Below are 26,334 nucleotides of genomic sequence, written 5' to 3' on the forward strand. Positions count from 1 at the left end.
ATGATTCTCTTCTAGTTTATCTAATTTTCTTTTTTCCTTCACGCTCATTATCAAAGTGCTTCTTTAGCTGATCTAATAAAGCGGGGAGGATCGGGGGCAGACCCCATAGCCATCAAGTTAAGCATATTTAATGTACAATTCCATAATTTTCTTTATGCTTCGTGACTAGGCACCGAGATTTAATGGTCATGCCATGCTTTATGTGTAAAGTGTGTATCTGTTAAAACTGAGAACACTTCAACTCCAAGACCTTGAAGTTCAGCATATTGGTTTTGAAGGTCCTCAAGCTCAGTCGGGCACACGAATGTAAAGTCTGCAGGATAGAAGCAAACAACACTCCATTGTCCTTTCATGCTTTGTTCAGTAACCCGATAAACTCGCCGTTACCAGCATCGTAAGCTTGTGCTTTAAATGGTAGAATTTCTTTTCCGATTAGAGACATAATAAATCTTCCTCCTAGTATGGTTAGTAAATGATAAACAACTATTAGTTTGGACATAAAGACAAAACTTTAATTAACGAAAAATAACTTTGTATCGATATTAATTATCATTCGTTAATTTCAAAACTTATTATCATATGGAGTTTGCTTTTTGAAAAATAATAATACTTAAATTTTTAAATAATTGTTGCCAATCAATGAAAAAAGCCAGTCCTATGATTCAGGACTAGCTTTATGATAAAAAAGGTTATTTCACAGGAAGCTTATCTTCCTTCATATAACGATAGATCGGAATCTCATCGCCTTTTTGAACAGGGATGAAGTTAAATGTGACGTAGCTATCAACGGATTCAGGTTCAAAAGCTAAAGCGATAAAATTGGCATTTGCTTGCGCCATGGAGAAAACATAGCTTCCTTTAGGGAATTGCTTGTTTTTCGTTGAGATCTCAGTTGTTACTTCTTTCGTATAGTGACCGTTTTCAAGTGTGGTAGATACTTTATTGTTTGTCACTTTGTAACTTTCAATGGAAAGAGTCACTGGTTTGTCGAGCTTCTTCACCTCGACGCCGAGAATTTGAAGCTTACGTGCAATATCGTGGTAGGCTGGAGGCATAATGTAAGCCGTGGGACGTTCACGCTCAAGTGTGGCGTATGCCTCTGTAGAATCTTCCCAATCAATTGGAATGGCGGTTCTTTCTCCTTTTGCCAGATCAACGACATCTAGCGTTTGATCCTTAATCAGCTTGTTTTCGCTTTGAACCACAATCTTATCATTATCGTTGATGCGTTTCCCTTTTCCAATGACCTCTTCACGGGCATCTTTCACTAGCTTTTTAATCGTTTGCGCGTTTTTGGCTGCTGCCTTAATAAAGTTGGTCTGTGCAATGGTTTGAGCGTAGACGCGGCGTTCAAAGTCTGCACGCCCGATATTGATACCACGAGTTTCTATTAAGTAAGTGAGTGTATTTTTCAAGCCAAGAGCATTTCGACCGATGCGTGTTTCCGTGCTGCCTTCCGTTGCAACAAGTTTGCCATCTTTATCTGTGCTAAGGGTATAGTAATCGTGATGAGTGAGTTTTTCTTTATCAAGTTCCTTTTGAACTTCAGGAAGGAGAAGCTGATCGGATGCTTTGCGAACCTGTTCCGGGATGTTTAAGTTTTTGGCCGAAGAGATGAGCAGGTCATAGGATGTGACGGAACCTTTTTCGCCATATGGCTTTAGCAAGGATGAATTGACCGTATATTCATGTGCATCAAGAACAACCTCAGGCTGATATTCGTTAAAAGCTTTATAAACTGCTTGTACTTCTGGATATTCAACTTTCATATAATCACGGTTTGCGTCGAGATTTGTCGCGATTTGCCGCTGAAAATAGTATGAGCCATCTGGATTAATCCGCGGTACAATCACTACATTCACTTTATCAAGGACATCGCCAAGTTTCCCTTCAGCTAGTAGCTGGGCAACGACAAGGTTTGACTCACTTGCAGCTGGCTCATTGCCGTGAATTTGTCCTTGAATCCAAACAAGTGGCTTCTTCTTGTTGTTTTTGACTTCTTTTAATTTATCCTTCGTGAAAACGATGATAGGGATCTCCCGGCCTTCTAAAGATTGGCCAATGATGTCAAGGTGAACATGCTTGTTTTTATTTGCTAGTTTTTTCAGAAAGGACATCATTTCTTCCTGACTAGTAAAGGCGACTTTTCCTTTTTCAAATCCGGGTGTTTGAAATTGCATAGCTGGTTTTGGAAAGAGGTGAGCGATATTTTCTGGCTGAACATAGCTCGGGCCTGTCCCATAATAAGGGGTAAATTCACTCTGAACCTCTGCCGCATATGTCTTTTCTTGGAAAATCCCCCCTGTAAAAGGCAAACTAGACGAAAATGTAAGCACTGCAACCATGGAAGTAACACGTAGCACTTTCTTCATTAGACACTCTCCTAAATTCAGAATTATTATACAATTTAAAACTTATCACAAAAGGTTAGGAATGAAAATGAATAAAGTATACTTCTGTAAAAAACAGGAATTTCAACCTAATCTTATTTTTATAGAACTGGACAAATGGCATAGAAGCACCTTTTATCGTATCAAAGATTATCCGTAGAAGGGCTCATTAAAAGATTGTCATCTTTAAAGATGTGAAAGAAAAAACCACTGTTTAGATTCGTGACGGTTACAATTAATTGTTCCCAATCTAAAAAATGAAATTTCCTATTTAATAAACTCAGACAGCCCCATCTTATTCTTGTTCAATCAATGAAATTTGGCATAAGTGTCACATTTTAATGGCAATATTCATTTTATCGTTTACTTCACTCATACTAACAATCTAACCACTGAATATTATATGAAGGGAAAGTCGGCCGATTATCTGGTCAATCGGCTTAAATGGTATTACAAAGGGATCATTACTACAAACAAATGGGGGATAAAAGCCGATTATTTACTATCAGTTTTTGTTAGGGAAATCAATCCTTATGATTTCCTCAATCTATCAAAACGGGACTTTGCAATCATTAATGAAAACAAGAGCTACAGTCTCTCGGACTTCTAAGATGATGATTTAACCTTCTAAAGAACTGGATGAGGCCACCACAGCCATGAATTGGGATTCTCAGACGATGGCTGGATAAAATGCATAACCTTTAAGTTTGTGTTCTTTCACCAATTTTCTCAATTGGTTAAACCATACAAACGTTTATTTAAATTTGCTAGAAACCGCGACACATAGGGATTATTGCGGTTAAACGGACAAAAACTTTGTCACTCAATCAAACGTTTATTTAAATGGCTGCGGAAGCCAGTGGGATCAACAATTTCCTGCTAAAATTTGAAAAAAAATTAGCGAAAGTTGGTTTTTTGTCTGAATCCGGTCCAGCATGATTACCATCTGCCCGCAAAGAATGACATTCCTCGATAAAATCCCCTTCTGAAAAACAAATCAAACGTTTGATTAAATTGATCGCGAAACCCGCTATTTAGGGTCTCAACTACTTTGGCTGCTAAAAATTTTGTCAGTTAAATAAACGTTTGATTGAAAGTGGCTAAGGCGGACACCATTCCTATATTTAAACCTTCAAACCGCTAAAATGCTTGTCGAAAACCGGAAATAGTTATAATTATTAACATGGTGAAGGAGCTGGGAGGAATAGTCAAACGTTCATCCCATAATTTATGCACTAACTTTTCTCCATTTTGCCGCTTATTTGCCGCTTATTTTCACCCAGTTTACCTTTTATACTTTACCGCTTTAAACTTTAGATGGGTGGGGGTCTGACCCTAAAATTCTGTCCGTCAACTCCTTCGGATAAATCGGGTGGCACCGGGATTATTCACGAAAATTATTAAAAATCATGGCGAGGGCTGATGATTAACACTGACACTCCGACAATACTTCTCCTTCTTCTGTTCCAAGGTCCCTTCATAAAAATCTAATAATCTATCGATATTCATAAAACAGGGTTGCACCGCTCTGGGATACTTAAACAAATAATAGCTGCTCCATGGATAGTATTCTGCCTGCCTGACCATCTTCGCTTCAACAGGATTTAGATGGATGTAGCGACTAACCTCTAACATGCCCTCTCTATCTTCAATCATTTTGTCATAATAGCGCTTTTCATAAACATGTCCTGTTATACGGTACTTTGTATTGTAGTAGTTTGCGTACCGTTTGTTGATAAGAGACATAAGTTTTGAAAAAGGAATTTCGGGGGAACGAATCTGCAGGTGATAATGATTGGTCATTAAACAGTAGGAGGCCATTTCAAAAGGAACCTTTTCATGAAGTTGATTCAGAATGTGCAAAAAAGCTTGAAAATCCGTTGCATTTCGAAAAAGCGGATCCCGTCGGTTGCCCCTACAAACAATATGGTAAAAACGATTGGGGATCCAAATTCTTTTCTGACGTGACATTTATGTTTCCCTCGCTATAGATTGTAGTTTAGGTAGTCCCCTTCTTCTTAAGGTCATGGCCTCCCAAATAGCTGCATCCGTTATTTTGTCTTCCCCGTCAAGGTCCGAGATGGTTCTCGCCAGTTTAATAATTTTGATTTGGACCCGGTTACTCCAGTTTTGCTTTGCAGCAACGTTCGAAACCATATTTTGTTGATCACTTGTTAACGGGCTGGTATGAGTAATAACCTCAAATGGAACCTTTGCGTTTGAAATTTCAGTTTGATAACGTTGATATTGAAGTTGCCGCGCTTTTTCAACACGTGTACGAATATCACAAGAAGATTCTTGTACATTAGATGCTGGTTGATCTAAGTTAATCGACTTTAATGATAATAGGATATCAAGCCGGTCAAAAATCGGTCCTGACAATCGATTTCGGTAGGCTTGAATTTGTTTTGGTGAACATGTGCAGTAATAATCATGAGAACCAAGAAAACCACAGGGGCATGGGTTCATTGCACCAATGAGGATAAAAGAAGAAGGATACGTCACAGTGGAATGGGCTCTGCTAATCGTCACTTGTCCGGTTTCGAGTGGTTGCCGTAACATATCTATCGTCTTTTTAGTAAATTCAGCAATTTCATCAAGAAATAATACACCTCGATGAGCGAGAGAAATTTCACCTGGTCTCGGTGAAGAGCCTCCGCCAATAATCGCAACCGAAGATGCTGAATGATGAGGGTTCCGATATGGGGCATTTTGATGCTGGCTTGACCTCTCCCCTGCTAGCTGATAGAGACTCATTACTTCTAGTTGTGCCTGATTCGTGAGGGTAGGTAAAATGGAAGGAAAAGTTTCCGCAAGCAGGCTTTTCCCACATCCCGGCGGTCCGCTCATGAGCAGATTATGTTCACCAGCAGCCGCAATTTCAAGCGCTCGTTTTGCTTGCTCATGGCCAATTACATGTCTGAAATCCTTTTGTGGTTGGTCTGCAAATAGAGGTATTTGATCATTTGAAGATAAACTTTGATGGAAGGGTAACAGTTCTTGTCCTTCTAAATGTTGAACGACTTCTTCGATATGTTGGATTACAATGCACTCCAAACCTTCCAGCATATGTATAGGGATTGTGGGATCATAAGGGAGATAAATCTTCTTAATGCCTAGTCCTTTAGCAGAAATCAATGCCGGCAGCATCCCCTCTGCTTTTACAACCATTCCATCAAGAGAAAGTGCTCCAATAAATGCTGCATTCGTTGGAATAGCACTTTTAATCATATGGAGCTCCTTCAAAGCAGCAATGGCAATTGCTAAATCAAACAGCGGCCCATTTTTCTTTTGCTCAGATGGCGAGAGATTGATCACAACTTTTTGGTCTGTCACATCGACATCAAAATGACTAAGTGCAGCTACAACTCGTTCCCTCGACTCCTTTACGGAAGCATCCGGCAAACCGACAATCACAATTGATTCTGTTCCGGTTTTAATTTTCACTTCTACTTGTACACGATAGCCTTCAAGACCTTTTAAGCCAACACTTGTAACTTTAACCGTCATAATAAAAAAACCTCCTGTATTATTTTTCTCAAACTACAAAATATGTTGAAATAAATAAATGAAGTGTGAAATAGGAATTGAAATAATAAAGGATTTGAAGAAGATATGAGGATTCCAAAAATGGGCTAGTGGACCTATTATTAGTTATTTTTCTACAAAAAATATAAAAACCCTTCAAAAAAATAAGAATAACTGACAAAGTTTATAATTTAATTTTCGACAAAATTCGGGGCGTGACAGGCACCGATATTCGGTATAATGTTAGCTCTCCCCTTTTTGTGGTCAGTCCCACTGGCCTAGGAAATTATTAAAGAGGAAAAAAAGGGAACAAGGTCATATAAAAACCCCGTTCTCCTTTTTTCAGTTATCAGACAAAATAAACTGTAAATTTTTTTAATGAATTATAATAAGTAACATCCATGCCAAGCCAGTGGTCTGACCCCCAAATCCATAAAACTTCTGAGTCGATTTTTATACTATAAATGGAAATAATGTGATATTATTATACATTATTAACAATTCTTTATTTTCAAGGAATTACGGAGGATTACTTTTATGTATTCGTTTATAGATTTATTAATTTCCTTATGTATAGGATTAGCTTTTATTTGTATGTTTTTAATACAAAAGCTAGTTTTCCCTAAAACATATTTCTCTTCACTATCAGTGATATTGGAATACAAAGTAACATATAGAATAGTTTTAATTAGAGTTTTTTTAATATACCTATTTGGATTAGTAATTTATTGGATTACATTGGATGTCAAAAATCTGTTATTAGGAACTTTTATCGGTAGTTTTTTAATAATCTGGCCAGCCTTGTTAAATCCAAGAGAAATTTACCTTTATCCAACATCTATTAAAATGAAATTAATAGTCTTTTTCTGGCTTTTTTTGTTTCCAGTCTCATCAATTCTTCTAGTTTATTCATCTATACTGAGTTTTCCAGAATCATCAAAATTATTTATTGAATATCTTAGGGCTTCTATTATTCCGTTTATTTTAGGTGCAATATTCATGAGCGGAAACAGTAAGAAAGTTTATGATATATTGGATACTCAAATTAGTAAGGAATCAAGCTCCTTCAACAAAGGAGAAGTAAATGAAAATGAATAATCCTTACTTGGAAACAATAATAAACTACAAGCACAAATTAACCTATCTTGCCAATAGGACAAAAGAAGATACAATACTTACTATTAATAAATATTCTTCCGTATATCAGGTAGACCCGGAAATTATATACAGTTTTATATTAATTGAATCTATGAATAGAGGTGGCATATTTACAAGAAAGCTCGAAAAATTTTGTTCATTTTTCCCATATTTATTAGTTAAACTGGATCCTAGTTTAGGTTTAGGACAAGTAAAAATAAGTACCGCAAAAATGGTTTGGAACTCATCTTGCGATACTGAAATTATTAAAAAACTCCTAAACCCCCAAAATAACATAGAACTAGTATCTAATCTTTTAAGTATATACTTAAAAGATTGCAAGGGTGAAAACAATAAATTTATGAGCTTAGTCAAGCTATACACCACTGGAAATAAATTTACTCCTATAAATAGAGAATTAATTATATATTACAACTTACTTTGTTGGTCCATTTCAAATCATACATATAAAAAAACTACAATAAAATATTCGAAAATAAACAATTTAGGAACTTTGAGGCCAGTCCCCCGATGTGTTAAATCGCCGGCGGACTGACCCTTTTTTACCCGACTAAATCCCGGCGGTGAAAGTGGTATCGGAGTTCTCAAACGTTAGTTGGAAAAAATGCAAAGCCCTCAAGTTTGTGTTTATTCACCGATTTTCTCAAATGGCTGAACCAATTGATTGGTATTTTTATTCTCTATCTCTTCAAACTTTAGTAAAACCGGGGGCGCTTGGCCTTGAATTAAAGACAACCAATCCACTTCGCTTTTATGACAAACCTCGACCATTCTCCTCTAATTTCCCTTTCAATCAAACGTTTAATTAAAAGTGCTACAATCCTTGAAATATAAAGCTTTCCCCCTGTTAACAGATAAAAATATTGTTGAAAAGTGCAATGAATTTTGGATATAACTAGTATCCAAATCACTTATTCTACTATCTGACATCCCTTCGACTCAATTCCATAAGTGCTATACTATTCAATCGTTTGATTGAAACAGCCATAAACACTGATATATAGAGATTTCCCTTCATAATTAGGAAAGAAAATTGTCTAAACTGGCAAGAGAAAATTGCAGATAATAATCCACCTTTCCACAAAATTGGACTGATTTCTTTTGAACATACAAAATTCTATTAAATCCCTATCTTTTCTCCACTACACAAACGATTTATTAAAAGATTCCTAGGTACGCTTGGAACGTGGATTTTTCCCACAAAGTGCCTGAAAAGAATGTCGAGAGCTGTCTTATACTAAATTATTTCAAAAGGAACTATAGTTAGCTGCTTACGTTTCCCTTGCTAAAGATTGTTGTTTATGAAGCCCCCATCTTCTTAACGTCATTGCTTCCCAGAGGGCTGTATCGGTAATTTTTTCTTCTACAGCAAGGTCGGATATAGTTCTCGCCAGCCGAATGATTTTGATTTGAACACGGTTGCTCCAGTTTTGCTTTACGACAACATTCATAAGCATCTTTCGCTGCTCATTTGTTAATGGACTTGTATCTGTTAAGATTTCAAAGGGAACCTTAGCGTTAGTTATTTCCATTTGATAGCGTTGATACTGAAGCAACCGCGCCTTTTCAACCCGTTCACGGATAGTCAGGGAGGAATCCTGTGTCTTTAATGTTTGGTCTAGACTAACCGACTTAAGTGATAATAAGATATCCATTCGATCATGGACAGGACCCGACAATCGGTTTTGATAACTTTGAATTTGCTTCTGGGAACATGTGCAGTAATGGTCATTGGAACCAAGATAACCACACGGGCAAGGGTTCATTGCACCGATGAGGATAAAAGAAGAAGGATACGTCACAATGGAATGGGCTCTGCTAATCGTCACTTCTCCGGTTTCGAGTGGTTGGCGTAACATATCGAGGTTCTTTTTAGTGAATTCTGCTATCTCATCAAGGAACAATACACCTCGATGAGCAAGTGATATTTCTCCTGGCCGTGGTGAGGAGCCTCCGCCAATAATAGCCACTGAGGAGGCTGAATGATGCGGGTGCCGATACGGAGCATTTTGATGTAAGCTTCTCTCCCCTGCCAACTGATATAAACTCATTACTTCTAGTTGTGCTTGATTCGTAAGTTTAGGCAAGATAGAAGGAAATGTCTCCGCCAGCAAGCTTTTCCCGCATCCCGGCGGTCCGCTCATGAGTACATTATGTTCTCCGGCTGCCGCTATTTCTAATGCCCGTTTTGCTTGTTCATGGCCAATAACAGATCGAAAATCCTTTTGTGGCGAAGGAATAAATAGAGGCATTTGATCATTTGGAGTTGGATTAGGATGAAACGGCAGTAGTCCTTGACCTTCTAAGTGTTGAACTACTTCTTCAATATGTTGAACAACAATACAGTCCAAATCTTTTAACATATGTATTGGAATTGTGGGATCATAGGGCAGATAAATTTTCTTTAAGCCAAGTCCTTTAGCAGCTATCAAAGCTGGTAACATCCCTTCTGCTTTTACAACCATACCATCGAGCGATAGTGCGCCAATAAACGCAGTATCCATTGGAATTTTCCCCTTAATCATGTTCAGTTCCTTCAAAGCCGCAATCGCAATTGCCAAATCAAATAGCGGCCCATTTTTCTTTTGTTCAGCAGGGGAAAGATTAATTACAACCTTCTGGTCCGTAATATCGGCATCAAAATAGCCAAGTGCCGCTGCTACCCTTTCCCTCGACTCCTTTACTGATACATCTGGCAAACCCACTATAACCATTGATTCGGTACCAGGTTTTATTCTTACCTCTACCTGCACACAGTAGCCCTCAAGACCTTTCAATCCAATACTTAAAGCTTTTACCGTCATACCAAATAACCTCCTGCTATTTCTGGACTAACCTTGATACGTTCAATTGTGTTTAGAACTTGAAGGGGTAATATTTAATGACCCTTCAACAAATTTTCGGTAATTTTCTTTTTGTGGTTCAGGGAAGTGTGATAATATTTTTTTGGTTGTAACATGAGGATTTACGGAATCCGATATATACGCACTATAGCTGCTCCACCGGTAATCACTAGGTGACTTTACCATCTTTGCTTCTACGGGGTTCAAATGAATATATCTGCTAACATCTAATAGATAGTCTGAGGAATCAATAAGCTCAGCTCCATACCTGCCTTGAAAAACATGCCCTACAAGAAGATGTGGTTTATTAAAATACATCGCATACCTTGAATTAAGCATTTTCATCATATCTTTTGGATGATGGTGAATGGTTTCTATTTGGAGATGAATATGATTGGTCATTAGGCAATAGGCGTGGAGATAAAAGGGATAATAACTGCGGGTTTCTCCTAGAAGTTGTAAATAGGCATCACGATCAAAATCATCATAAAAAATAGAGGACCTTCGATTACCCCGGTTCGTAATATGATACTTGGCACCAGGAAACCAAATGCGGTGATTTCTCGACAACTGGTTATAGCACCTCTCTTTCTACTTTATTCTCAATTAAATACATTATTCAACAACAACCTCTAAATTCCTACCATATTCGATAATAAATATTGACAAATTAAAGAACAAAAAACAGAGAGGGATCTTTACCCTCTCCTTCCATTTTACGCTTTACCGCTTTAAACCTTTATCAGAGCGGGGGTCTGACCCCAAAATTTGGAGAATTCAGCCCTCGCATTATGTAAAGTTTCCTCAGAGCTCCCCGTTAGAATTGTTAGAGCTTTAGTGAAAAATCCCATCCATACCTCCTATATACCAATTATTAGTAATAATTATAAATTAAACAGTATAAAAGTTCTATATAAATATTAAAATATAGAACTATTTTCATGATTAAGGATCGCTAATAGGTAAAAGGAAATGCATTTGCTTAATATATGTAAATAAAACTTTATTAACTAAAAGGGCTTCAGGTGGGATTGGTCGGTTAAATATTGTTGATTCTACTGAAATTAGATTACCAAAACAACTATGTGACTGGGCATTTATTTCAAAAGGACATAATGCCGTTAAAATGCATACAAGATTAGTAGTTGTTTCTCCAGACGTTGCGTTTCCAGACAAAATTGTTCCTTCAACAGGTACTGTTAGTGATTTTGAAAGTTCGGATGCCCTAATTGAAGAAGCCGATGCCACTTATGTGATGGATCGTGGTTATCCTTCGAGAAAAAATCTAATGGACTGGCAATAAAAAGAGATTTCGTTTGTTGTTCGAATCACGAAGGCACTTCGATTATATACATTGGAAGAATATGAACCAACTCATCCATCCGTCATCCAAGACGCCAAGGTATTATATGGTATTTCAAAAACGCCGGTTAGGTATATTGAATTCATTGACGAAAAAGAGAGAACGTATCGAATCTTAACTACTAGATTTGACCTCACAGATCAACAAGTGATGGAGATATACCGTAATAGATGGATGATTGAATTGTTCTTCAAATGGATTAAGCAGCATCTAAAACTTACAAAGATATGGAGTACTAAGCCGCAAGGAATTTGGAATCAAATGTTCCTAGCCCTAATTGCATTTGGACTTTCACTGATTGTAAAACTGGAAACTGAGTCACAAAAAACACCATGGGAATTCTTTCGGTTTTTACAAACCTATCTTTATAAATCTGTGGCTTCCTTTAAGAAAAAATTAAAGCCAAAAAAGAAGAAAAAATCTAAAGGAAGACAGAAAGTCCCTATTCCAATTCAGAAAAAAACACCATCGTTTGGAAACGTCGCTCTGGTAAAAGAAGTGAAGAAAAAAGAAGTTAGAAAACATCCAAGAAAATTAGGAAATTATTAAAGAGGAAAAAAAGGGAACAAGGTCATATTAAAACCCCGTTATCCTTTTTTCAGTTATCAGACAAAACCAACTGTAAATTTTTTTGAATAAATTATAATTAGTTACATCCATGCAAGGCCAGTGGTCTAACCCCACTGGCCCTGGTTTTTATTTAGTGCGTAATTAACAATAAGTGGTATAATAGTTCTTAATTCATAATGAAAGGATTTATTTTACAATGAAATATTTTATAACAATCCTCCTAACAGTTGTTATGGCATGTAGTTTTTTTACGTTTTCTACCTTTGCTGAGCAAAATAATAGTTCTGTAACTATTGAAAAGGTTAATGAATTAATTAAAAAAAATAGCAAGGAAAATCTAACTAATGCTGAATTGAATGACATAATAACCCAATTGAAGAATGACCGTATTGGCCTCCTAGAAGGAAATATATCAAGTCTACTGGGTTTAATGGCAGTTCTGTTTGCTGCTGTTGCAGTGATTGCTATCTTAATTGGATGGTACCTCCGAAGAAGGTTTGATGACCAACTTAATAAAGTTGAAAGCATAAAAGACGAGATTAAAAATGAAAAAGATGAAATTAAGCGCATTACTTCTGAAAGTGATGATTTAGCAAGTCAAATTAGGCAAACCAAAGCCTTTTTGAAAGAAAAAGAGAATGATATTTTGGGAATAAAGCAATTATTCAAAGTCAAAATGGAGGACATTGATCAGATCAGACCCTATATGCAATACCTGGAATATATGATTCAAAATCATAAGGTAATACTTGATTATATTGTAGAAAGGAATCAATTAGAAAAATTAATGTCAAAATTGGAAGGTTTTAAACAAACACCTTATATAAATCATTCCAGAGTTATTTTAAAGGTTGGGCAAGAATTGGGTGTTTTCATCGACCCTAATGAGACTATTGAGGATAAAATAAATTATCTATTTAAATCTGCTAACGAATCTGAAAAAGATTTAATAGAAGAAATAAAAAAATTTAATTTAAAATTTGTTGATTTTTACGATTCATTAGTTTCCGATGGGGTAAGCGAGCCACATTCAGATATAGATGCCTTTTATCACGATTGGAAACATAATATTGACAGTCTAACAATTATTTTAAATTGGCTAAATGCAGTTAGTATTATGAATCCACAAGACAGAGAATGATTTAGAACGGGGGTCTGACCTTTTCAGGGGCAAGGTTCCTGTTGTCCCCTTGTCCTTGCCGAGTGTTACATATTAATGGCAATTTATACGCACGAAAGAAATAATGCACACGTGGCAGCTCTTACTCTTATTATTTTGGCTTTGATAGTCATATAAAAATCTGGTTGACCCCTTCACTTAATCGTAATGCTTTATTGCTTTTAACCTTTATCAGGGCGGGGGTCTGACCCCGAAATTCCAAATTTACAACTAAATACCCACGGATACTTATTAGTCCTTTTCATTTCCTAAACCAAAATTCCGACAAAATCGTCCTATGGTCTCAGATAATTAAATTTTCCAGATTAATTTTAACATAACAATTTAAAAGCTAAAATAAGTAGATAAAGAGATAAGGAATTTTTTTGGTTCATCGCTGTTCAGCGTGGGCTATTTTTTTCAATAATCGGTTCAAAAGATAGCAGAAGCGGTAAACCCCTATGGTCGTAATCAATATGTAGGGTCACTGAGTGGGGGCCTGATCCCAAAGTTCCAAATCTCGACATATACTGGGTGGTGACAGGCGCCATAATTTAGGAGGACTAACTGCATAGATAACGCCTGTATTGAAAGTTTCTTTTCATTTGTAAAATCAGAACGTAATGAATTAAAAACCGTAAAGGATATAGAAGAAGCTAAACAAAATGTTTATGATTATATCCGTTATTACAACCACGAACGAATCCAAGGGGTTTTAAATTTTGGTACCCCTGCACGTTATGCCCAAGCGAGTTAACCAGAGGGGCATACATGCCACATTTTCTCCTTCTCATCTTGATAACCCAACCTAGGTGGAAGGCTGTCAAGTGCTTTCCTTGACGGCCTTCCACCTATCTGAGACACTTCAGGATGATGAGAAGAAAAGGAACCAGGCCTTGTCAGACCTGGTTTCCAAGTAAAATCCGAATTTATATTGTCTACTTTAAGGATCGCAACGCACAGGCACCGCAATTTAAAGAACAAAAACAGAGAGACTTGCCCTCTGTCTTACTTGCGCGCTTTACCGCTTTAATCTTTCGCTGAGTGGGGGTCTGACCCCGAAATTCATTACTTGATCACCTTTTTTATCTTATAATCCTGTATCTTCGCCATTTTCGTTACTATCTTTTTCAGGATGCGAATCCTCACTTATATGGTTATAACTTAGAAAAGGGTCATATGGATCAGGCCAATACTGAATTTGAGTTTTCCCTGATATCCATTCGTAATAAGGGTCATCCATGTAATTAATCTTCTTTTGCCCTTTTCCGTATTTAGATTTCAAATCTTTTAACAACACTTCTTCATCAAAGTTATTATGATCAAAGTAATATGTACCTTCCACCAACACTGGTTCATCATAGATTTTACCATTAAACTCCTTTTTAAATTCATATTCAAGACTTTCTGTCTTTTGACCAGAAATAATAATCTTGTCATACCATAGTTCTATAATATTTTCATCGGAGATTTTATCAATTTTTTCTTCAAAGTCTTTATTCCCGCGTTCTTTTTCTTTCTTTTTAACTAAATCCAATGATGACCCCCAGCTTACTTCTCTAAATCCATTAGTTGAGGATGAACAAGATACAAGAATCAGGACACAAGAAACTAATGTAAATGTGATAAACTTACTCATACTATCTCCCTCCTTAGGTATATCAGCAAAATTCTTTATACCTACCAATTGAATCTAAAATCGTAGAACATTTTTTATTATATTATTCCTTATCGCTGCTCTAATACGTTTTAATTTTTTTCAATATTGACACCATCTTTAACCCCCATTGTATTACATTTTTTATTTATATTCTTTATTTCTACATTTGTCCAAAATATTCCTATGTTTTCGTGTGAAAAGGGTGGGGTCAAATTGTGAGAATAAATCTTTTTAGTATTTTCGCCGATTATTCAATCTTGTAAAAGAGTGTAAACTCACCAGCATCCCATGTGTTGCCACATACACTCCAGGCCACTAAGCGAAGCGCGGTAGCAACTTTTAAAATTCAAAGGTAAAATTCAAAGGTAAAATTCAGTTTTTGTCGAATTATTTCTGTGTCCATTTATTAGGGGCTTGACCACAGGCACCGCAATTTATCACTTGACGGTTACACTAATCTTATACCCTATTAAAAGAGATAAAAATTATTCCTAGTAAAATGAAATTCGAAATTGATATAATGTAACAAAAAGGAATCATTCTCATTTGGATTGTGGGTGGAAATTGAATGAAAATAAAATCATTTAGAAATATATTAAAGCATTTGTTTTGGTGGGCTTTAGGAGTAGTATTATACTTTTACATAGACGATCACTGGTTTAGAAATATAATAGTAAATATATCAGTCATTGCTATGGTCACAAGTTATCTGTTTCCTTGGAGTGAGTGGTTACATGAAAAGGATTTGCGGAAAGAACGGTCAAATGCTGGAGAAGATTTATACAAATGGTCTGACACTTTAGTAGGTGGCGATAATTATTTAGAATATCTTTTTAAAAGTCTTAAACCCTCAGCCCTACCAAATAATATAAATTTAATATATAAAAGGATTTTAATGGAGGCAAATAATAATATTGAAGAATTAAGATTATTAAGAGCTTATTTTAAAGCTTATAAAGAAAGACAAACACTAACACTATATTATAAAACAGTTGGGACCGGTTTTTTAAGTTTTGTTATTTTTGGCATTCAAGCAATTTTACAAGGTAGGATTACAGACCAACACTTCGTTGAATTGTTTCATCCGTATAATTCATGGGGCTTTATCTTTTCAATTATTATTATCGCTTTATATTTCTTTTTACTACCTCATAGAGGTGAAAATAGAATTAATCTGGTAATAAATATTTTAGATGAAAGCATTGAACAAATTGGTCTAAATAAGGAAAAAAGTAATTCGTCCCTCACTTCTAAAAACAAGTGAAGGGCCGACCCTTTTTGATCAAAGTATTTAAGACATACCTACCCTAAAACTACCATTATTCCCCTGGGTGTGGGCCTAACTCCACTTTTTAAATATTCATGACTAAATCGTTAAATATTTTATATCCATGATCTGTAGTCTGATTCATTCCCCTTTACCTTTAACCCCTTGAGTGGGGGTCTGACCCCGAAGTTCTATATTTTCCATATAAAAAAAATACCCTTGTGACAAATTTAGCAATAATATGGCCATAGTCATAGAGACGATGATGGCTATTTCTGCTTTAACCTTTAGCACACCGATCTGACAAATCTAAACAAAATTCCCTTCCATTAAATCTAAATAAACGTTTGATTAAATATGCTAGGAATCCCGCCATTTAAGGATTTAATTCATTCGGCAGCTGAAATTTTTGTCATCGTATAGTAATCAATTTCCTCTTATGATAAATTAGGAATTAATAAAATCGTTCAATAATCTAAATAAGAGAGGTCTTTATTATGAATATAACATCTACACTCGTTACCTGCGTTGATAACTGGCTTCAAAACTTATACACTAAAATGTACTCGCATCATACTGAAACATATGAAAATACTGTTGAGGTCCATGTGCAAGAAACCTCTAGTCCACTTACTAAGACACTAGTACTCAGGATATTAATCAATGAAGAACATAAACAAGTTCATATTCCAAATATCTTTATCCCGTTAAATTTTCATCGTCAGGGCATCGGTTTCGGATTAATCAAAGAGATTCTTAAAGTAGCTAATGTATACCGATATGAACTCTTTATCGTAGACATGACGCCCTCCTTTTATGATCGTCTCCTAAATAGAAACGCTCAACCAGCAGGTTATGATGCTGTAAGGATTGATACAACCACACGATTATAAAATTACCTGTAGGTGTATGTTCTGCAGCTTGTGCAGTTTGAATTCTCCCTTCATTTCTAGAAATATCTTAGATTACTCATTGTAAAAGAAACTGGTGTATTGTGACAATTTCCGTCATAAACGTTTCATGGTGTGTAAAAAAAAGGAGATTTTCAACTAAAATCCATCTATTCTGAGAAGGGTAGGAATTATGAGAATTGACAGTGCACGGGGTATGAAGTCAAGTTGCCTCTTGAGTCTGAAGCTCCCTTATGAGAAAATTTTTAGATAGTACCTGGTCAATTTTAGCACACCTAACTGACAAATCTAAACAAAGTTCCCTTCCAATAAAACTAAATAATCGTTTGATTAAATATGCCAGGAATCCCGCTAGTAAAGGATTTACTCCATTAGGCGGCAAAAAATTTTGTCAGTTAATTAAACGTTTGATTAAATAGGACCAACCCCTAATGATATCAATGTTTCTTCTCTTCTTTTCAAAAAATATTTGACGAATATTGGTTTTATTTCTGGCTCCACTCAGCCATTTTTACTGACACCACTCCTAAACCGACAAACCCCAACAAAATATCCCTTAGAAAATCTAATTAAACGTTTGATTAGATTGTTCGGGAAAGCCGCAGTAAAAGGAATGAACCCATTTGGCAACAAAGAATTTTGTCAGTTAAATAAACGTTTGATTGAATATGCCGTAAAGTCCGCTAGTAAAGGATTAATTCAGATTAACGACCAAAGTTTTTGTCAGTTAATTAAACGTTTGATTAAACATAGCTCTGTCCATCATCTATAGTATTTGATTATAGGTTCAACAGGAGTAAGGATTACTCTTCAGCCAAAGAAATATTTTTAATTGAGGATTAAAAAGGAAGCATGATAACGTTAATCAGCAACCCTTTACTTTTTGTAACTATTTCTTTCAAAGCGGTGCTTAGTTATTGATACTGTTCGATGAAGTTTCCATTATATCGTAATTTGAAAATATAGAAGCCAGCAGAACCAGCCTGTTTTTTTCCATCCCCATGGTCTTAGAAAAAACGACAAAGTTAAAAATTAATTTGTTGACAAAATTCGAGGCGTGACACAAGCACCCGAATTTAGCCCGGAATATCATATAAGGATGATCTTAAAGCTAAATATGTGGATATTTAGATTTTAGGTGTTTTATTGTATTCATTCCATAGTTCTTACCAGATTTAAACAATTCATGTGCTTCCCTTTTTATCTGATTTACAGTATCAACTACACCTTGATGATAACCATTACTCAGTCCCTCATTATAGCCCTTTTTAAACCCTTTTAAATAGCCTACTCTTTCCACTCCTTTAATATATTCATTAAAATCCTCTTGATTCTGATCCATTATATCACCCCATAAACAGAATGTTTGTTCCTAACTATTCTATTCAATTATTTTTGATTTTATTCTAAAAATTTTAAATGAAAAACATAGCAACAAACTATATCCTCTTTTGTGTTCCACAGGGGCGGTTCTCATGGCTCTCGAAAGAGCCGATTGAAGAGGAAATCGTGAAATTAGGAAGAGCTCCTCCTTCCTTCTAATTATCGGTGACAAATTTAGGAATAATCCAGCAAATCTTTTTTCGAATCTGATAAAATAGGAGTTAACAGGTAATTTCCCCAGGAGGATAGAAAGATGAGTTTTATAGAAATACAAAAAATTATTTTTGATACATCCATATTAATTGCTATTATTGCAATTAATATGACTGTTATTGGTTTAACCTCGTTAGCGGAAACAAAGAAAATAATAGGAGTTGATTACGGAAGGTTTCTCGTTAAGAAATATAGAATTGTTGGTCCCGTGAGAATTTATGAACTGCTTGTCTTATTTGCAGTCATTAATGTATCCTCCTTATTTTTTATGTTTGTTCAAACCTTTACGTTCAGATTGGTCCATTTCATTCTGCTCACAGTTAGCTTGGTTTTTGCCATTTACTATTTCTTTGCGTATATTATTTCGGAGAATAGACAGGTTAAGAAGCAAATTTACGAAGATGAGCTGCTTGGATTATATTTTGAGAGTGATAGTTTTAGACATCAAGAAGCTGATGTTTTAACCAAAATGAGCGGCGGTTCTAGAACGAGTAAGAAGCTTTCAAGCAATATCATTAGTTACTTTGATACATATAATAGTGATTCCCAGCATGCTTTTTCAGAGGTGTTTGGTAAGCAATCTATCATTTATGATTACTCTAAAAAAATTCGAAAAAAAATCAAGAAGAAATACGGCACTTCACCCTATATATACAGGAAGCAACCAAACGGAATCTATGACATTTCTTATGAATATTTTCAGTTATTCCGTAGTAGTGAGCAACAATTTAAATGGACTTTGGAGATTTTAAGAATTTTTGACGGAGATCGTTCAATTAATCAATCTTTTGATTTAATCAGATTGTACAACTTCTCCAGGATAGTGACACATCTTAATTTATTTGGACATAATGAATCAATCTATAATTATAAATTTATCGAATATTTAGTAGGATATTATTATCATGCAACGGCAATAACGGACGAGGATTTAGCACATAGGGAGAATGCACCACATCTTAAAAGAATAGAAAAATATACATACCAGCAACTCGTTCAATTTATGTTTGACGTTGAGGATCACCCTCGAGATGCTGCTTTCCTGCAAAAAGCATTTACCATCTCCGAAGACATCATTTTAAATGATAAGTATGGTGGAGTGTTAACTAAAGAGGAACTTTTACTTTTATTATTAGACAAGACAGTAGAATTAAATAATCCTTTACTGAAAAAGTTTTTCACTGTCATTTTGAATAAGTACTATTCCCAAATGAAAGGGATGGCAATTCCACCAAAACTTAAATTGGAACAGATTAAAAGGCATATTAGGGAGTATCAGCAACGGATTGAAAGAAACCATGTAATTTCGATGGAGGAATTATTTGAGTCAAATGAACATCGAGAGCCAGCTATAGTCTTTTAGTATCCAAGTTTCACTTATAGATTGTGAAGCCTTACACCTCTGGCTAAATTTCACAGAGGTTTTGGGTACATTAGCAATTTATTCAACTTTCATATCTTTAAAATTATCAAAAGTTACAATTTTTATATCCAGATCTGGTTATTGCATGTCACGGAAAATCGTCACTCTGGTAGCTATACTGCACGGTTTTCTGGCCAGAAGTATCCCGTTTCAATTCTATTTTGCTACAAAACTCGCCATATGTCGGGTGGTGGCACGGGCATACTTTACAGCTTTAAACTTTAGCTGGGTGGGGGTCTGACCCCGAAATCCTAAGTGGCACTAAAATTTGGCATACGTGTCACTTTTTAATGGCAATATACAACTGCTTATAGCCATGCACGAGTGACAACTCTGCCACTTTTAAGAGCCACAACGGACAGATTTTGGATCCACTTCTGCCATGTTTGGAGCCACCTAGAGTATGCTTACGGACTAGTCTGCAACTTTAATATGGAGAGGCGGGCATGATAGCCTTGTTGGCTAACCAGCCCCATGAATGATGGCTTCCTAGCTGGGCATCCATACACATACCCGCAGAGGCTTCCTTATAAAGTGACAATCTGGTACCACTGACTAATTGCCCAACCTTTTTTATTGATGGCTGTGGCTGTCCTGCTAAACTAGTGGCACTCAACTTTGGCATAAGTAGCATTAAGTCGTGGCAAAATTCAATAGTCATATTATAATTCTGGTTGGCCCCTCCACTTAACCGCAACGCTTTATTACTTTAAACCTTTATCAGGGCGGAGGTCTGACCCCAAAATCTTTCATTTTATTAGTACAAGTGTTTATCTAAGTTTTACAAGTACAAACTATATATATAGATATGAAATGTCTCTTTTATCTCATTTTAATAGCTCTCAGTATTGCAAGAAGAATATCGCTAAAGCTATAGACAGTAATACCAATTAAAATCAAAATAATCATAAATAACAAAGGGATACTTTCGACTGTAAAAAATATATAGGTAACTACGGCTAATAAAAGAATATAAAACAAATTTGACAATGATAACTTGATATTAAATATCTTTCTAACTGCCAAAATTCGTAATAAGGCAATGGCTATAAAAGACAAACATAATGCCCCAACAGCACCATGGAGTCCCCAAACAGGTGTGAAAATCCATAAACAAACTATATTGATACCTGATGAAATGAGGGTTGTCCAGAAAATCCACTTTGTTATTTTTTCTGCCATAAAAATAGTACCAATAAAGTTTGCAAAAACATTAGATGCTACCCCTATTAAAGATAATGGCATTATCATTAATGCTTCATGATAGGCGGAATCGACAAAATATGGGAATATTACTTTTATCAACAATAGGAAAATACTACTCCCTATAATAACCACTTTAAATATATATTCTATTCCTTTTTTATAAATTACAATTCTATTTTTATCCTCTACCATTAAATACGCCATTTCATTCCATGCATATTGAAAAACAGTAACCACTAAAGCAATCATTGAAGTAAATCTATTAGCTACTGCAAACAAACCATTGGCATAATTACCTAATTGCTGAGAAATAACTACCTTTGTGTAACCACTCAACATCCAATAGGAAACAGCAGCAATACAAAGAGGTAATGAAAATTTAATCATGTCTAATTGTATTTTAATATTTAGTCTATCAAAGTGAAAATTTCTTAATGGATGTAACTTTGCTTCAATAATCAACACTTGTATTATAGAGCCTAAAATAAATGCAATATATAGTGATTCAATACCGAAATTAAATTTAAGTATTAGTACAATATTAATAATCGCATTTAGTATGCTATTTATTAATCCTGATATAACAAACAAATTATTTCTCAAGAATGATCTAGCTATAAATGTGTATAGATATTGCAAAGCAACTAATATTCCATAGAAAAAAATTAGCCACGCATACTCGAAATTGAAAACCTGATAAATTATTCCAAAAATTAACGAATATATAATATGGCCTAACACCATTACAGAAAATGAATTTGATATAACACTGTACTTCTCATCAGATTTGTGTTTATCAAATGAAAATCTAAACATTCCATCCCAAATTTGAAAAAAAGCTATGGGTGCGAAGAAACTAATTATTGTAACTACTAAATCATACATTCCAAATTCTTCGGGTGATAACTTACTAGTGTATAAAGGGAGTAGCAAAAATGCAATTATTTTAGATAATACACTCCCAATAAAATAAGTCCCTGATGTACTTAAAAACCTTTTAATTTTGCCCATTAATGCCACCAAATTCTTTAATATATACTATCCTTTAACAATAAGATTCTTTAAATTAATTCTATTACAATAGCACTACCTTTAACTTAATATTATGGATTTCGGTTTAATAATTTTTTCCGTGTAAAATAAGTTATTATCATTCCTAGCATACTCTACACATATATTCTTACTTTTATTAGTAGTTCAATAGTCTATTTATAGTATTGCAATACTTCTCTATGTTCTTGATTAACAATACTTTCAATTTATTATCCTATATATTTTTCAAAATATAAATTTGAATTATTTAATTAAACTTCATCTTATTACGCCTAATTTTATTAGTAGATTTTTTATAAGCGGCTTTATAAAAATTATTGTAGCTTTAGGAATAGCCAATGTATATAATATTTTTTGATCGGAATTTTTTATAATGTTTTTATTTCTAATAATCCAGTTCCCAGCCAAATAGTAAGATATGGCAATATATTTTTCTTTCGTCGATTTGGCAAACTTAATTCTTTGATTTAAGAAATAAATATACGCCTTTGGGTTAGCGCGGTGAACATTTTTTAAATTTTTTGAATATCCATCTTCTAAATATTCACAGATATACAATACCCTATCTAGCAGCAGCATTTTAAAACTCTGGTCTATCTGGTCATATATTACAGCCTCTGTAACAAATTTTTCATCTTTAAATACTGGAAAAAGATAGTTTTTTAAAATAGATGTTTTATAAATAAGCATGGTATCACCTTTAAATTTATGCTTACTATACAAATCGAATAATGAACAAATATTTATATTTTCAGGCATTCTTGTGCCAACTAATTTACCAGTACTATAACTTTTTAAGGCAATAATTCCAGATAGTTGACTATCGCTTTCTACCTTATCCCAATTTTCGTAAATTACCTCAACAGCATCTTTAGTTAAATAATCATCGGAATCAACACACACAAATATATCAGTCCCACAAAAATTAACAGCTGTATTGTGGGCAACGTGTTTTCCACTGTTTTTTTGCTTTATATACTTTATCTCTACCTTTTTTTCTCGTATCCAGTTTTCAACTAACTCCTCAGTATTATCCTTTGACCCATCATCAACTATTAACCAAATAAAATTTTTGTTCGTTTGGTTACATAAACTCTTGTAACAATTCTTTAATATATTTCTACGGTTATAGGTTGGGGTAAATATTGTTATTTTTGAAGAAGTCATTTAATAATTTTCCTTCTCTTTATCTTTAGTTTAAAGTTGTTGAAACCTTGCTCTCCGATAAATAGAACCATAACCTTTTTTACTAACTTTAATAAAATAATAATAACTTTCCAGAAGTTACTATTTTTCCTTCTCCTTTGTTTTTCCGTAAGCCATGTTCCAGCAAAGTGGTGAATTGCATGAGTATTCTCGGAAAAGTCCTGTTTCTTACTTTTATCTGAAAGAGGAGAAAAATACGTTTGAGGATATAATGCAAACCCCTGTATTACTTGATATTGATTATTAGGAACAAATCCATGTTTAGTACATATTTTTGTGAAAATATCTACATTAGTGGTTAAGTCATAAGAACCATCTTCTAAAATAAATTTTTTATTATTATAATGATCTAGGAACTCCCTAATAAGGTTTGAACCCTTTTGGGCTGCTAATATACCAGTAGTAATATGAGTTTTATTTTCAAAACCAGAAAACCCCTCATGCTCTAAAAAATTATTGAAAGATTTAATCACCTCAACATCAGTGTCTAAATATATACCACCATAATTATATAAAGCGTGCAACCTTACATAATCTGAAACGAATGCATACTTTTTGGTTTCATAAGCTTCACGTGTATAAGTGCACAGGTTAATATCAAAATTTCCCTCGTTCCATTCTATTATTTCATAATCTGGAAGAACTCTCTTCCAGCTATCAATGCATTTCAAAACGAGTTCAGGTAACTGATTTCCACCAAACCAGCAATAATGTATTTTTTTTTCTATCCCCATATATCCTCCCTCTTTTTTTATCTGATTTTTTCTTCAAGAGTATCTACTTGTATCGGTAATTATTACATTTAATAAAAGTTGTAAGCAAATTACGGTTGTCCACCTAATACTTTCTACTAACATACCGATATAGATTGATTAATACATATAATATTATTCAGTGTCATATAATTTTTTTCTATTTAAAAGAACAACTATTTTATCTATGTTAAATGAAATAACAAGTATAATCCAAAATTCAATTTTATAAAAAACACTCTCTACTAGTCCAATAATAAGGAAGGAAATAATTGAAAAGGATAATACTCTTGAAATAATATGATGTTTATATTTATCAAGACGGTTTCCGATTACAAAAAGGATAGAAAATAATACAACTATTCCTATCAGCCCCGAATTTAACAGGACTTCAAGAAAACCATTGTGTGTTTCTTCAGTAGGCTTATAAAAAAAGGAATTGGATGTATTTTCAAAGATTACACTATTGCCCCGCCCGTAACCAATAAGCCAGGATTCTTTTATTTTTTCCAAAGCTATATCCCAAATATAAGTTCTACCAGTAAATGAGATATCTTTATTGAGATAGTTAGTTATAAGTTCTCCAAATAATACCTCTTGTAATCTTAAAATTACAATCGAAACAAAAATAAGGAAATAAACTAAAATATATGTTTTAAATGATAAGCTGTAAAACTTGTATATACTTAAAAATATAACTGCTAGCCCCATAATAACTATAGCTGTTCCACTACCAGAAAAATACAAGCTAATAAAACTTATTATTAATAGAATAAATGGGATAAACCTCAATTTCTCATACATATAATAAGAATATAGTAAAATTATTGATATAGCAGGAAGAATCGTAATTTGTATTGTATTTTTTGCTCCCAAAAAGAAAATTGGATTATTTGGCATAGAACCAGGTATACCATTTGGGAAAATTATTATGGATACAAAATTAATAATTATTATTACTGAAAATAAATAATAGAGCCCCCTTATTAGCTCTGTGAAGTTGTTAATATTCCTATTAACATACAGACATATACCTAATAAAGTAAATATAGAGTACATAACCCCCAAGGATACTGTCCCATTTAACAACACGGGAAATAATGTAGAAAGTGCAAAGAGTAAAATAAAAATATCAAATTGAAGAAGGTATTTAGATTTATAAACCTGTGTTATAGCTACAAGACTTGGCAATAAACACAATATCGATAATTCAATTTGAAAATTAGTTTTAAGGGTATAAATATTTAAAAACGGAAAAATAAAAAATACTATTATCCATCTATTAGCTATTTTCATTCTGTATATCCTTCATTTTTTTATATTCTATTGATCCCATAATCATGTTTTTAAATACGTCTTTCATTGAAACACTGCTATTATAGTTCTTATATTTTCTTATAACAAATTGGAGGATAAGAAATAGGTACCATTTTTGAGACATTCCATAATAACTAGCGCCTATACTTTTAAATAGATGAGGGGTATACCCTTTAAACCATGTTGACTCGTCTGTTGAAACTGTCCCTATTCTAACAGGAACATATACTATTTTTAGTCCCTTTTTTAAACAGTCGTATAAAAATATACTTTCTTCCCCTAAGTAAAAATGTGACCCCGCTCCAAACAAGCTATTAAACTTTATTCCACTTTTTAAAATACTTTCTCTTTTAAAAGTTATTTCTACAGAGGAGATTTTCATACAACTAACATAATTTTCAACAGAAGTATAGTTTCTAAATTTTTTTAGCCTAGTAGAACCAGTTCTAATTACTTGAAAAGCTATTATGTCTGCATCCTTATGCAAATCATAAGCACCTTGTATTTTTTCTCTGTAGTCATTGTCATAAATAACATCGTCATCAGCTAATACACAAATATCGCCTGCTGCATTTTCAACAGCCCTATTACGACTATTACTTAACCCGCGCTCTTTATATGTTAACATTCTTATACTACTGTTATCACTTTGCCTTTGATTAAAGTCAACTTTATCACATTGGTTAATTATCAAAACATTATTATTTAGATTCATCTTCTTAGTTAATTCCAATGATTGTTGATTCATAGTTGAAACAAGTACTTCTATTTCCATCCTAACAACTTCCTCTAATTTAATAAAATTTAATTGCAACTAGTACTTATAATTTAATATCTAAAGAAGGCATAGAATGATTGCATAATAGCAAAACATAACCTCACATATCTACAATTAATTGATACACTTAAAAAATCTGTTTTCTTGTTAAAGA

General features: G+C 34.1%; 22 protein-coding genes and 2 pseudogenes. 9 read left to right on the plus strand and 15 right to left on the minus strand.

Features of this window, described 5'->3' with window-relative positions; genetic code table 11:
* Nucleotides 1–182: 182 nt before the first annotated feature.
* Nucleotides 183–442: pseudogene (locus tag BANVL01_RS21620) on the minus strand (redoxin domain-containing protein); the annotation flags it as partial.
* Between the two features lie 247 nt (nt 443–689).
* A complete protein-coding gene (locus BANVL01_RS21625; RefSeq protein WP_066093546.1) occupies nt 690–2,372 on the minus strand; it encodes a M14 family metallopeptidase in 1,683 nt (560 codons plus the stop codon).
* Between the two features lie 346 nt (nt 2,373–2,718).
* Here BANVL01_RS21625 and BANVL01_RS27480 point away from each other — a divergent pair, with 346 nt between their 5' ends.
* On the plus strand, nt 2,719–3,000 hold the full coding sequence (locus BANVL01_RS27480; protein ID WP_156482383.1) for a hypothetical protein: 282 nt from the start codon (nt 2,719–2,721) through the stop codon (nt 2,998–3,000).
* 797 nt (nt 3,001–3,797) lie between these two features.
* On the opposite strand, the gene BANVL01_RS21630 is transcribed toward BANVL01_RS27480, so the two are convergent.
* Nucleotides 3,798–4,361, minus strand: coding sequence for an REP-associated tyrosine transposase (locus BANVL01_RS21630; RefSeq protein ID WP_066093548.1), 564 nt, complete (start codon nt 4,359–4,361; stop codon nt 3,798–3,800).
* Nucleotides 4,362–5,900, minus strand: a complete 1,539-nt coding sequence (locus BANVL01_RS21635; RefSeq protein WP_066093551.1) for a YifB family Mg chelatase-like AAA ATPase — start codon at nt 5,898–5,900, stop codon at nt 4,362–4,364.
* A 555-nt stretch (nt 5,901–6,455) separates the two neighbouring features.
* Here BANVL01_RS21635 and BANVL01_RS21640 point away from each other — a divergent pair.
* Both BANVL01_RS21640 and BANVL01_RS21645 read left to right on the plus strand, forming a co-directional pair.
* A complete protein-coding gene (locus BANVL01_RS21640) occupies nt 6,456–7,016 on the plus strand; it encodes a hypothetical protein (RefSeq protein WP_066093553.1) in 561 nt (186 codons plus the stop codon).
* Nucleotides 7,003–7,611: a lysozyme family protein gene (locus BANVL01_RS21645; protein ID WP_066093556.1), complete on the plus strand. Its 609-nt coding sequence runs from the start codon at nt 7,003–7,005 to the stop codon at nt 7,609–7,611. Before BANVL01_RS21640 ends, BANVL01_RS21645 begins: the two co-directional genes overlap by 14 nt.
* 92 nt (nt 7,612–7,703) lie before the next feature.
* Here BANVL01_RS21645 and BANVL01_RS27890 read toward each other — a convergent pair whose 3' ends face one another.
* From BANVL01_RS27890 to BANVL01_RS21655, 3 genes are all read right to left on the minus strand, one after another.
* Nucleotides 7,704–7,847 carry a hypothetical protein gene (locus BANVL01_RS27890; RefSeq protein ID WP_169803207.1) on the minus strand — a complete coding sequence of 48 codons (144 nt, stop codon included), beginning with the start codon at nt 7,845–7,847 and terminating at the stop codon, nt 7,704–7,706.
* 500 nt (nt 7,848–8,347) lie between these two features.
* On the minus strand, nt 8,348–9,880 hold the full coding sequence (locus BANVL01_RS21650) for a YifB family Mg chelatase-like AAA ATPase (RefSeq protein ID WP_066093559.1): 1,533 nt from the start codon (nt 9,878–9,880) through the stop codon (nt 8,348–8,350).
* Between the two features lie 42 nt (nt 9,881–9,922).
* Nucleotides 9,923–10,489: a transposase gene (locus tag BANVL01_RS21655; protein WP_066093562.1), complete on the minus strand. Its 567-nt coding sequence runs from the start codon at nt 10,487–10,489 to the stop codon at nt 9,923–9,925.
* 475 nt (nt 10,490–10,964) lie between these two features.
* On the opposite strand from BANVL01_RS21655, the pseudogene BANVL01_RS28800 reads away from it, so the two are divergent.
* The 3 genes and pseudogenes from BANVL01_RS28800 (at nt 10,965) to BANVL01_RS28805 (ending at nt 13,768) form a co-directional block, all read left to right on the plus strand.
* Nucleotides 10,965–11,831: pseudogene (locus BANVL01_RS28800) on the plus strand (IS4 family transposase).
* 217 nt (nt 11,832–12,048) lie between these two features.
* Nucleotides 12,049–12,993 (plus strand): hypothetical protein, encoded by a 945-nt coding sequence (locus BANVL01_RS21665; protein ID WP_066093568.1) that lies wholly within the window; start codon nt 12,049–12,051, stop codon nt 12,991–12,993.
* Between the two features lie 589 nt (nt 12,994–13,582).
* The gene (locus BANVL01_RS28805; protein ID WP_082805099.1) at nt 13,583–13,768 is read left to right on the plus strand and encodes an IS3 family transposase; all 186 of its coding nucleotides are present in this window, start codon (nt 13,583–13,585) and stop codon (nt 13,766–13,768) included.
* A gap of 333 nt (nt 13,769–14,101) precedes the next feature.
* Here BANVL01_RS28805 and BANVL01_RS21670 read toward each other — a convergent pair whose 3' ends face one another.
* Complete coding sequence (locus BANVL01_RS21670) at nt 14,102–14,650, minus strand: hypothetical protein (RefSeq protein ID WP_066093571.1); 549 nt, start codon at nt 14,648–14,650, stop codon at nt 14,102–14,104.
* Between the two features lie 589 nt (nt 14,651–15,239).
* Between BANVL01_RS21670 and BANVL01_RS21675 the strand changes: the two genes are divergently transcribed.
* Together BANVL01_RS21675 and BANVL01_RS21680 are read left to right on the plus strand one after the other, a co-directional pair.
* Complete coding sequence (locus BANVL01_RS21675) at nt 15,240–15,935, plus strand: hypothetical protein (protein ID WP_066093574.1); 696 nt, start codon at nt 15,240–15,242, stop codon at nt 15,933–15,935.
* 500 nt (nt 15,936–16,435) lie between these two features.
* Complete coding sequence (locus BANVL01_RS21680) at nt 16,436–16,831, plus strand: hypothetical protein (protein WP_066093576.1); 396 nt, start codon at nt 16,436–16,438, stop codon at nt 16,829–16,831.
* Between the two features lie 1,129 nt (nt 16,832–17,960).
* Here the strand turns inward: BANVL01_RS21680 and BANVL01_RS21685 are convergent.
* Nucleotides 17,961–18,191 carry a hypothetical protein gene (locus tag BANVL01_RS21685; RefSeq protein WP_066093580.1) on the minus strand — a complete coding sequence of 77 codons (231 nt, stop codon included), beginning with the start codon at nt 18,189–18,191 and terminating at the stop codon, nt 17,961–17,963.
* A gap of 294 nt (nt 18,192–18,485) precedes the next feature.
* Between BANVL01_RS21685 and BANVL01_RS21690 the strand changes: the two genes are divergently transcribed.
* A complete protein-coding gene (locus tag BANVL01_RS21690; RefSeq protein WP_066093583.1) occupies nt 18,486–19,808 on the plus strand; it encodes a hypothetical protein in 1,323 nt (440 codons plus the stop codon).
* A gap of 487 nt (nt 19,809–20,295) precedes the next feature.
* On the opposite strand, the gene BANVL01_RS21695 is transcribed toward BANVL01_RS21690, so the two are convergent.
* The 6 genes from BANVL01_RS21695 to BANVL01_RS21720 all read right to left on the minus strand — a co-directional run bounded on the left by BANVL01_RS21695 (nt 20,296) and on the right by BANVL01_RS21720 (nt 26,177).
* A complete protein-coding gene (locus BANVL01_RS21695; protein ID WP_066093586.1) occupies nt 20,296–20,529 on the minus strand; it encodes a hypothetical protein in 234 nt (77 codons plus the stop codon).
* 161 nt (nt 20,530–20,690) lie between these two features.
* Nucleotides 20,691–22,085 (minus strand): lipopolysaccharide biosynthesis protein, encoded by a 1,395-nt coding sequence (locus tag BANVL01_RS21700; protein ID WP_066093588.1) that lies wholly within the window; start codon nt 22,083–22,085, stop codon nt 20,691–20,693.
* Nucleotides 22,086–22,385: 300 nt separating this feature from the next.
* Nucleotides 22,386–23,294 (minus strand): glycosyltransferase family A protein, encoded by a 909-nt coding sequence (locus tag BANVL01_RS21705; protein ID WP_066093591.1) that lies wholly within the window; start codon nt 23,292–23,294, stop codon nt 22,386–22,388.
* Nucleotides 23,291–24,067 (minus strand): glycosyltransferase family 32 protein, encoded by a 777-nt coding sequence (locus BANVL01_RS21710; protein WP_066093594.1) that lies wholly within the window; start codon nt 24,065–24,067, stop codon nt 23,291–23,293. The genes BANVL01_RS21705 and BANVL01_RS21710 overlap by 4 nt, the downstream gene beginning before the upstream one ends.
* Nucleotides 24,068–24,220: 153 nt before the next feature.
* The gene (locus tag BANVL01_RS21715; protein WP_066093597.1) at nt 24,221–25,381 is read right to left on the minus strand and encodes an O-antigen ligase family protein; all 1,161 of its coding nucleotides are present in this window, start codon (nt 25,379–25,381) and stop codon (nt 24,221–24,223) included.
* On the minus strand, nt 25,368–26,177 hold the full coding sequence (locus BANVL01_RS21720) for a glycosyltransferase family A protein (protein ID WP_066093600.1): 810 nt from the start codon (nt 26,175–26,177) through the stop codon (nt 25,368–25,370). Before BANVL01_RS21720 ends, BANVL01_RS21715 begins: the two co-directional genes overlap by 14 nt.
* Between the last annotated feature and the right edge of the window lie 157 nt (nt 26,178–26,334).

This window comes from Neobacillus novalis NBRC 102450 (assembly GCF_001591805.1).
In the GTDB taxonomy this organism is placed as follows: domain Bacteria; phylum Bacillota; class Bacilli; order Bacillales; family Cytobacillaceae; genus Neobacillus; species Neobacillus novalis.

Excerpts from the sequence above, each read along its gene's own strand:
- BANVL01_RS21645 (WP_066093556.1), top strand. The coding sequence starts at position 7,003 with ATGAAAATGAATAATCCTTACTTGGAAACAATAATAAACTACAAGCAC.
- BANVL01_RS27890 (WP_169803207.1), bottom strand. The coding sequence starts at position 7,847 with ATGGTCGAGGTTTGTCATAAAAGCGAAGTGGATTGGTTGTCTTTAATT.
- BANVL01_RS21720 (WP_066093600.1), bottom strand. The coding sequence starts at position 26,177 with ATGGAAATAGAAGTACTTGTTTCAACTATGAATCAACAATCATTGGAA.
- BANVL01_RS21690 (WP_066093583.1), top strand. The coding sequence starts at position 18,486 with ATGAGTTTTATAGAAATACAAAAAATTATTTTTGATACATCCATATTA.
- BANVL01_RS21680 (WP_066093576.1), top strand. The coding sequence starts at position 16,436 with ATGAATATAACATCTACACTCGTTACCTGCGTTGATAACTGGCTTCAA.
- BANVL01_RS21650 (WP_066093559.1), bottom strand. The coding sequence starts at position 9,880 with ATGACGGTAAAAGCTTTAAGTATTGGATTGAAAGGTCTTGAGGGCTAC.
- BANVL01_RS21635 (WP_066093551.1), bottom strand. The coding sequence starts at position 5,900 with ATGACGGTTAAAGTTACAAGTGTTGGCTTAAAAGGTCTTGAAGGCTAT.
- BANVL01_RS21670 (WP_066093571.1), bottom strand. The coding sequence starts at position 14,650 with ATGAGTAAGTTTATCACATTTACATTAGTTTCTTGTGTCCTGATTCTT.
- BANVL01_RS21695 (WP_066093586.1), bottom strand. The coding sequence starts at position 20,529 with ATGACTATTGAATTTTGCCACGACTTAATGCTACTTATGCCAAAGTTG.
- BANVL01_RS21630 (WP_066093548.1), bottom strand. The coding sequence starts at position 4,361 with ATGTCACGTCAGAAAAGAATTTGGATCCCCAATCGTTTTTACCATATT.
- BANVL01_RS21710 (WP_066093594.1), bottom strand. The coding sequence starts at position 24,067 with ATGGGGATAGAAAAAAAAATACATTATTGCTGGTTTGGTGGAAATCAG.
- BANVL01_RS21640 (WP_066093553.1), top strand. The coding sequence starts at position 6,456 with ATGTATTCGTTTATAGATTTATTAATTTCCTTATGTATAGGATTAGCT.
- BANVL01_RS21625 (WP_066093546.1), bottom strand. The coding sequence starts at position 2,372 with ATGAAGAAAGTGCTACGTGTTACTTCCATGGTTGCAGTGCTTACATTT.
- BANVL01_RS21665 (WP_066093568.1), top strand. The coding sequence starts at position 12,049 with ATGAAATATTTTATAACAATCCTCCTAACAGTTGTTATGGCATGTAGT.
- BANVL01_RS21700 (WP_066093588.1), bottom strand. The coding sequence starts at position 22,085 with ATGGGCAAAATTAAAAGGTTTTTAAGTACATCAGGGACTTATTTTATT.
- BANVL01_RS21675 (WP_066093574.1), top strand. The coding sequence starts at position 15,240 with ATGAAAATAAAATCATTTAGAAATATATTAAAGCATTTGTTTTGGTGG.
- BANVL01_RS21715 (WP_066093597.1), bottom strand. The coding sequence starts at position 25,381 with ATGAAAATAGCTAATAGATGGATAATAGTATTTTTTATTTTTCCGTTT.
- BANVL01_RS21705 (WP_066093591.1), bottom strand. The coding sequence starts at position 23,294 with ATGACTTCTTCAAAAATAACAATATTTACCCCAACCTATAACCGTAGA.
- BANVL01_RS21685 (WP_066093580.1), bottom strand. The coding sequence starts at position 18,191 with ATGGATCAGAATCAAGAGGATTTTAATGAATATATTAAAGGAGTGGAA.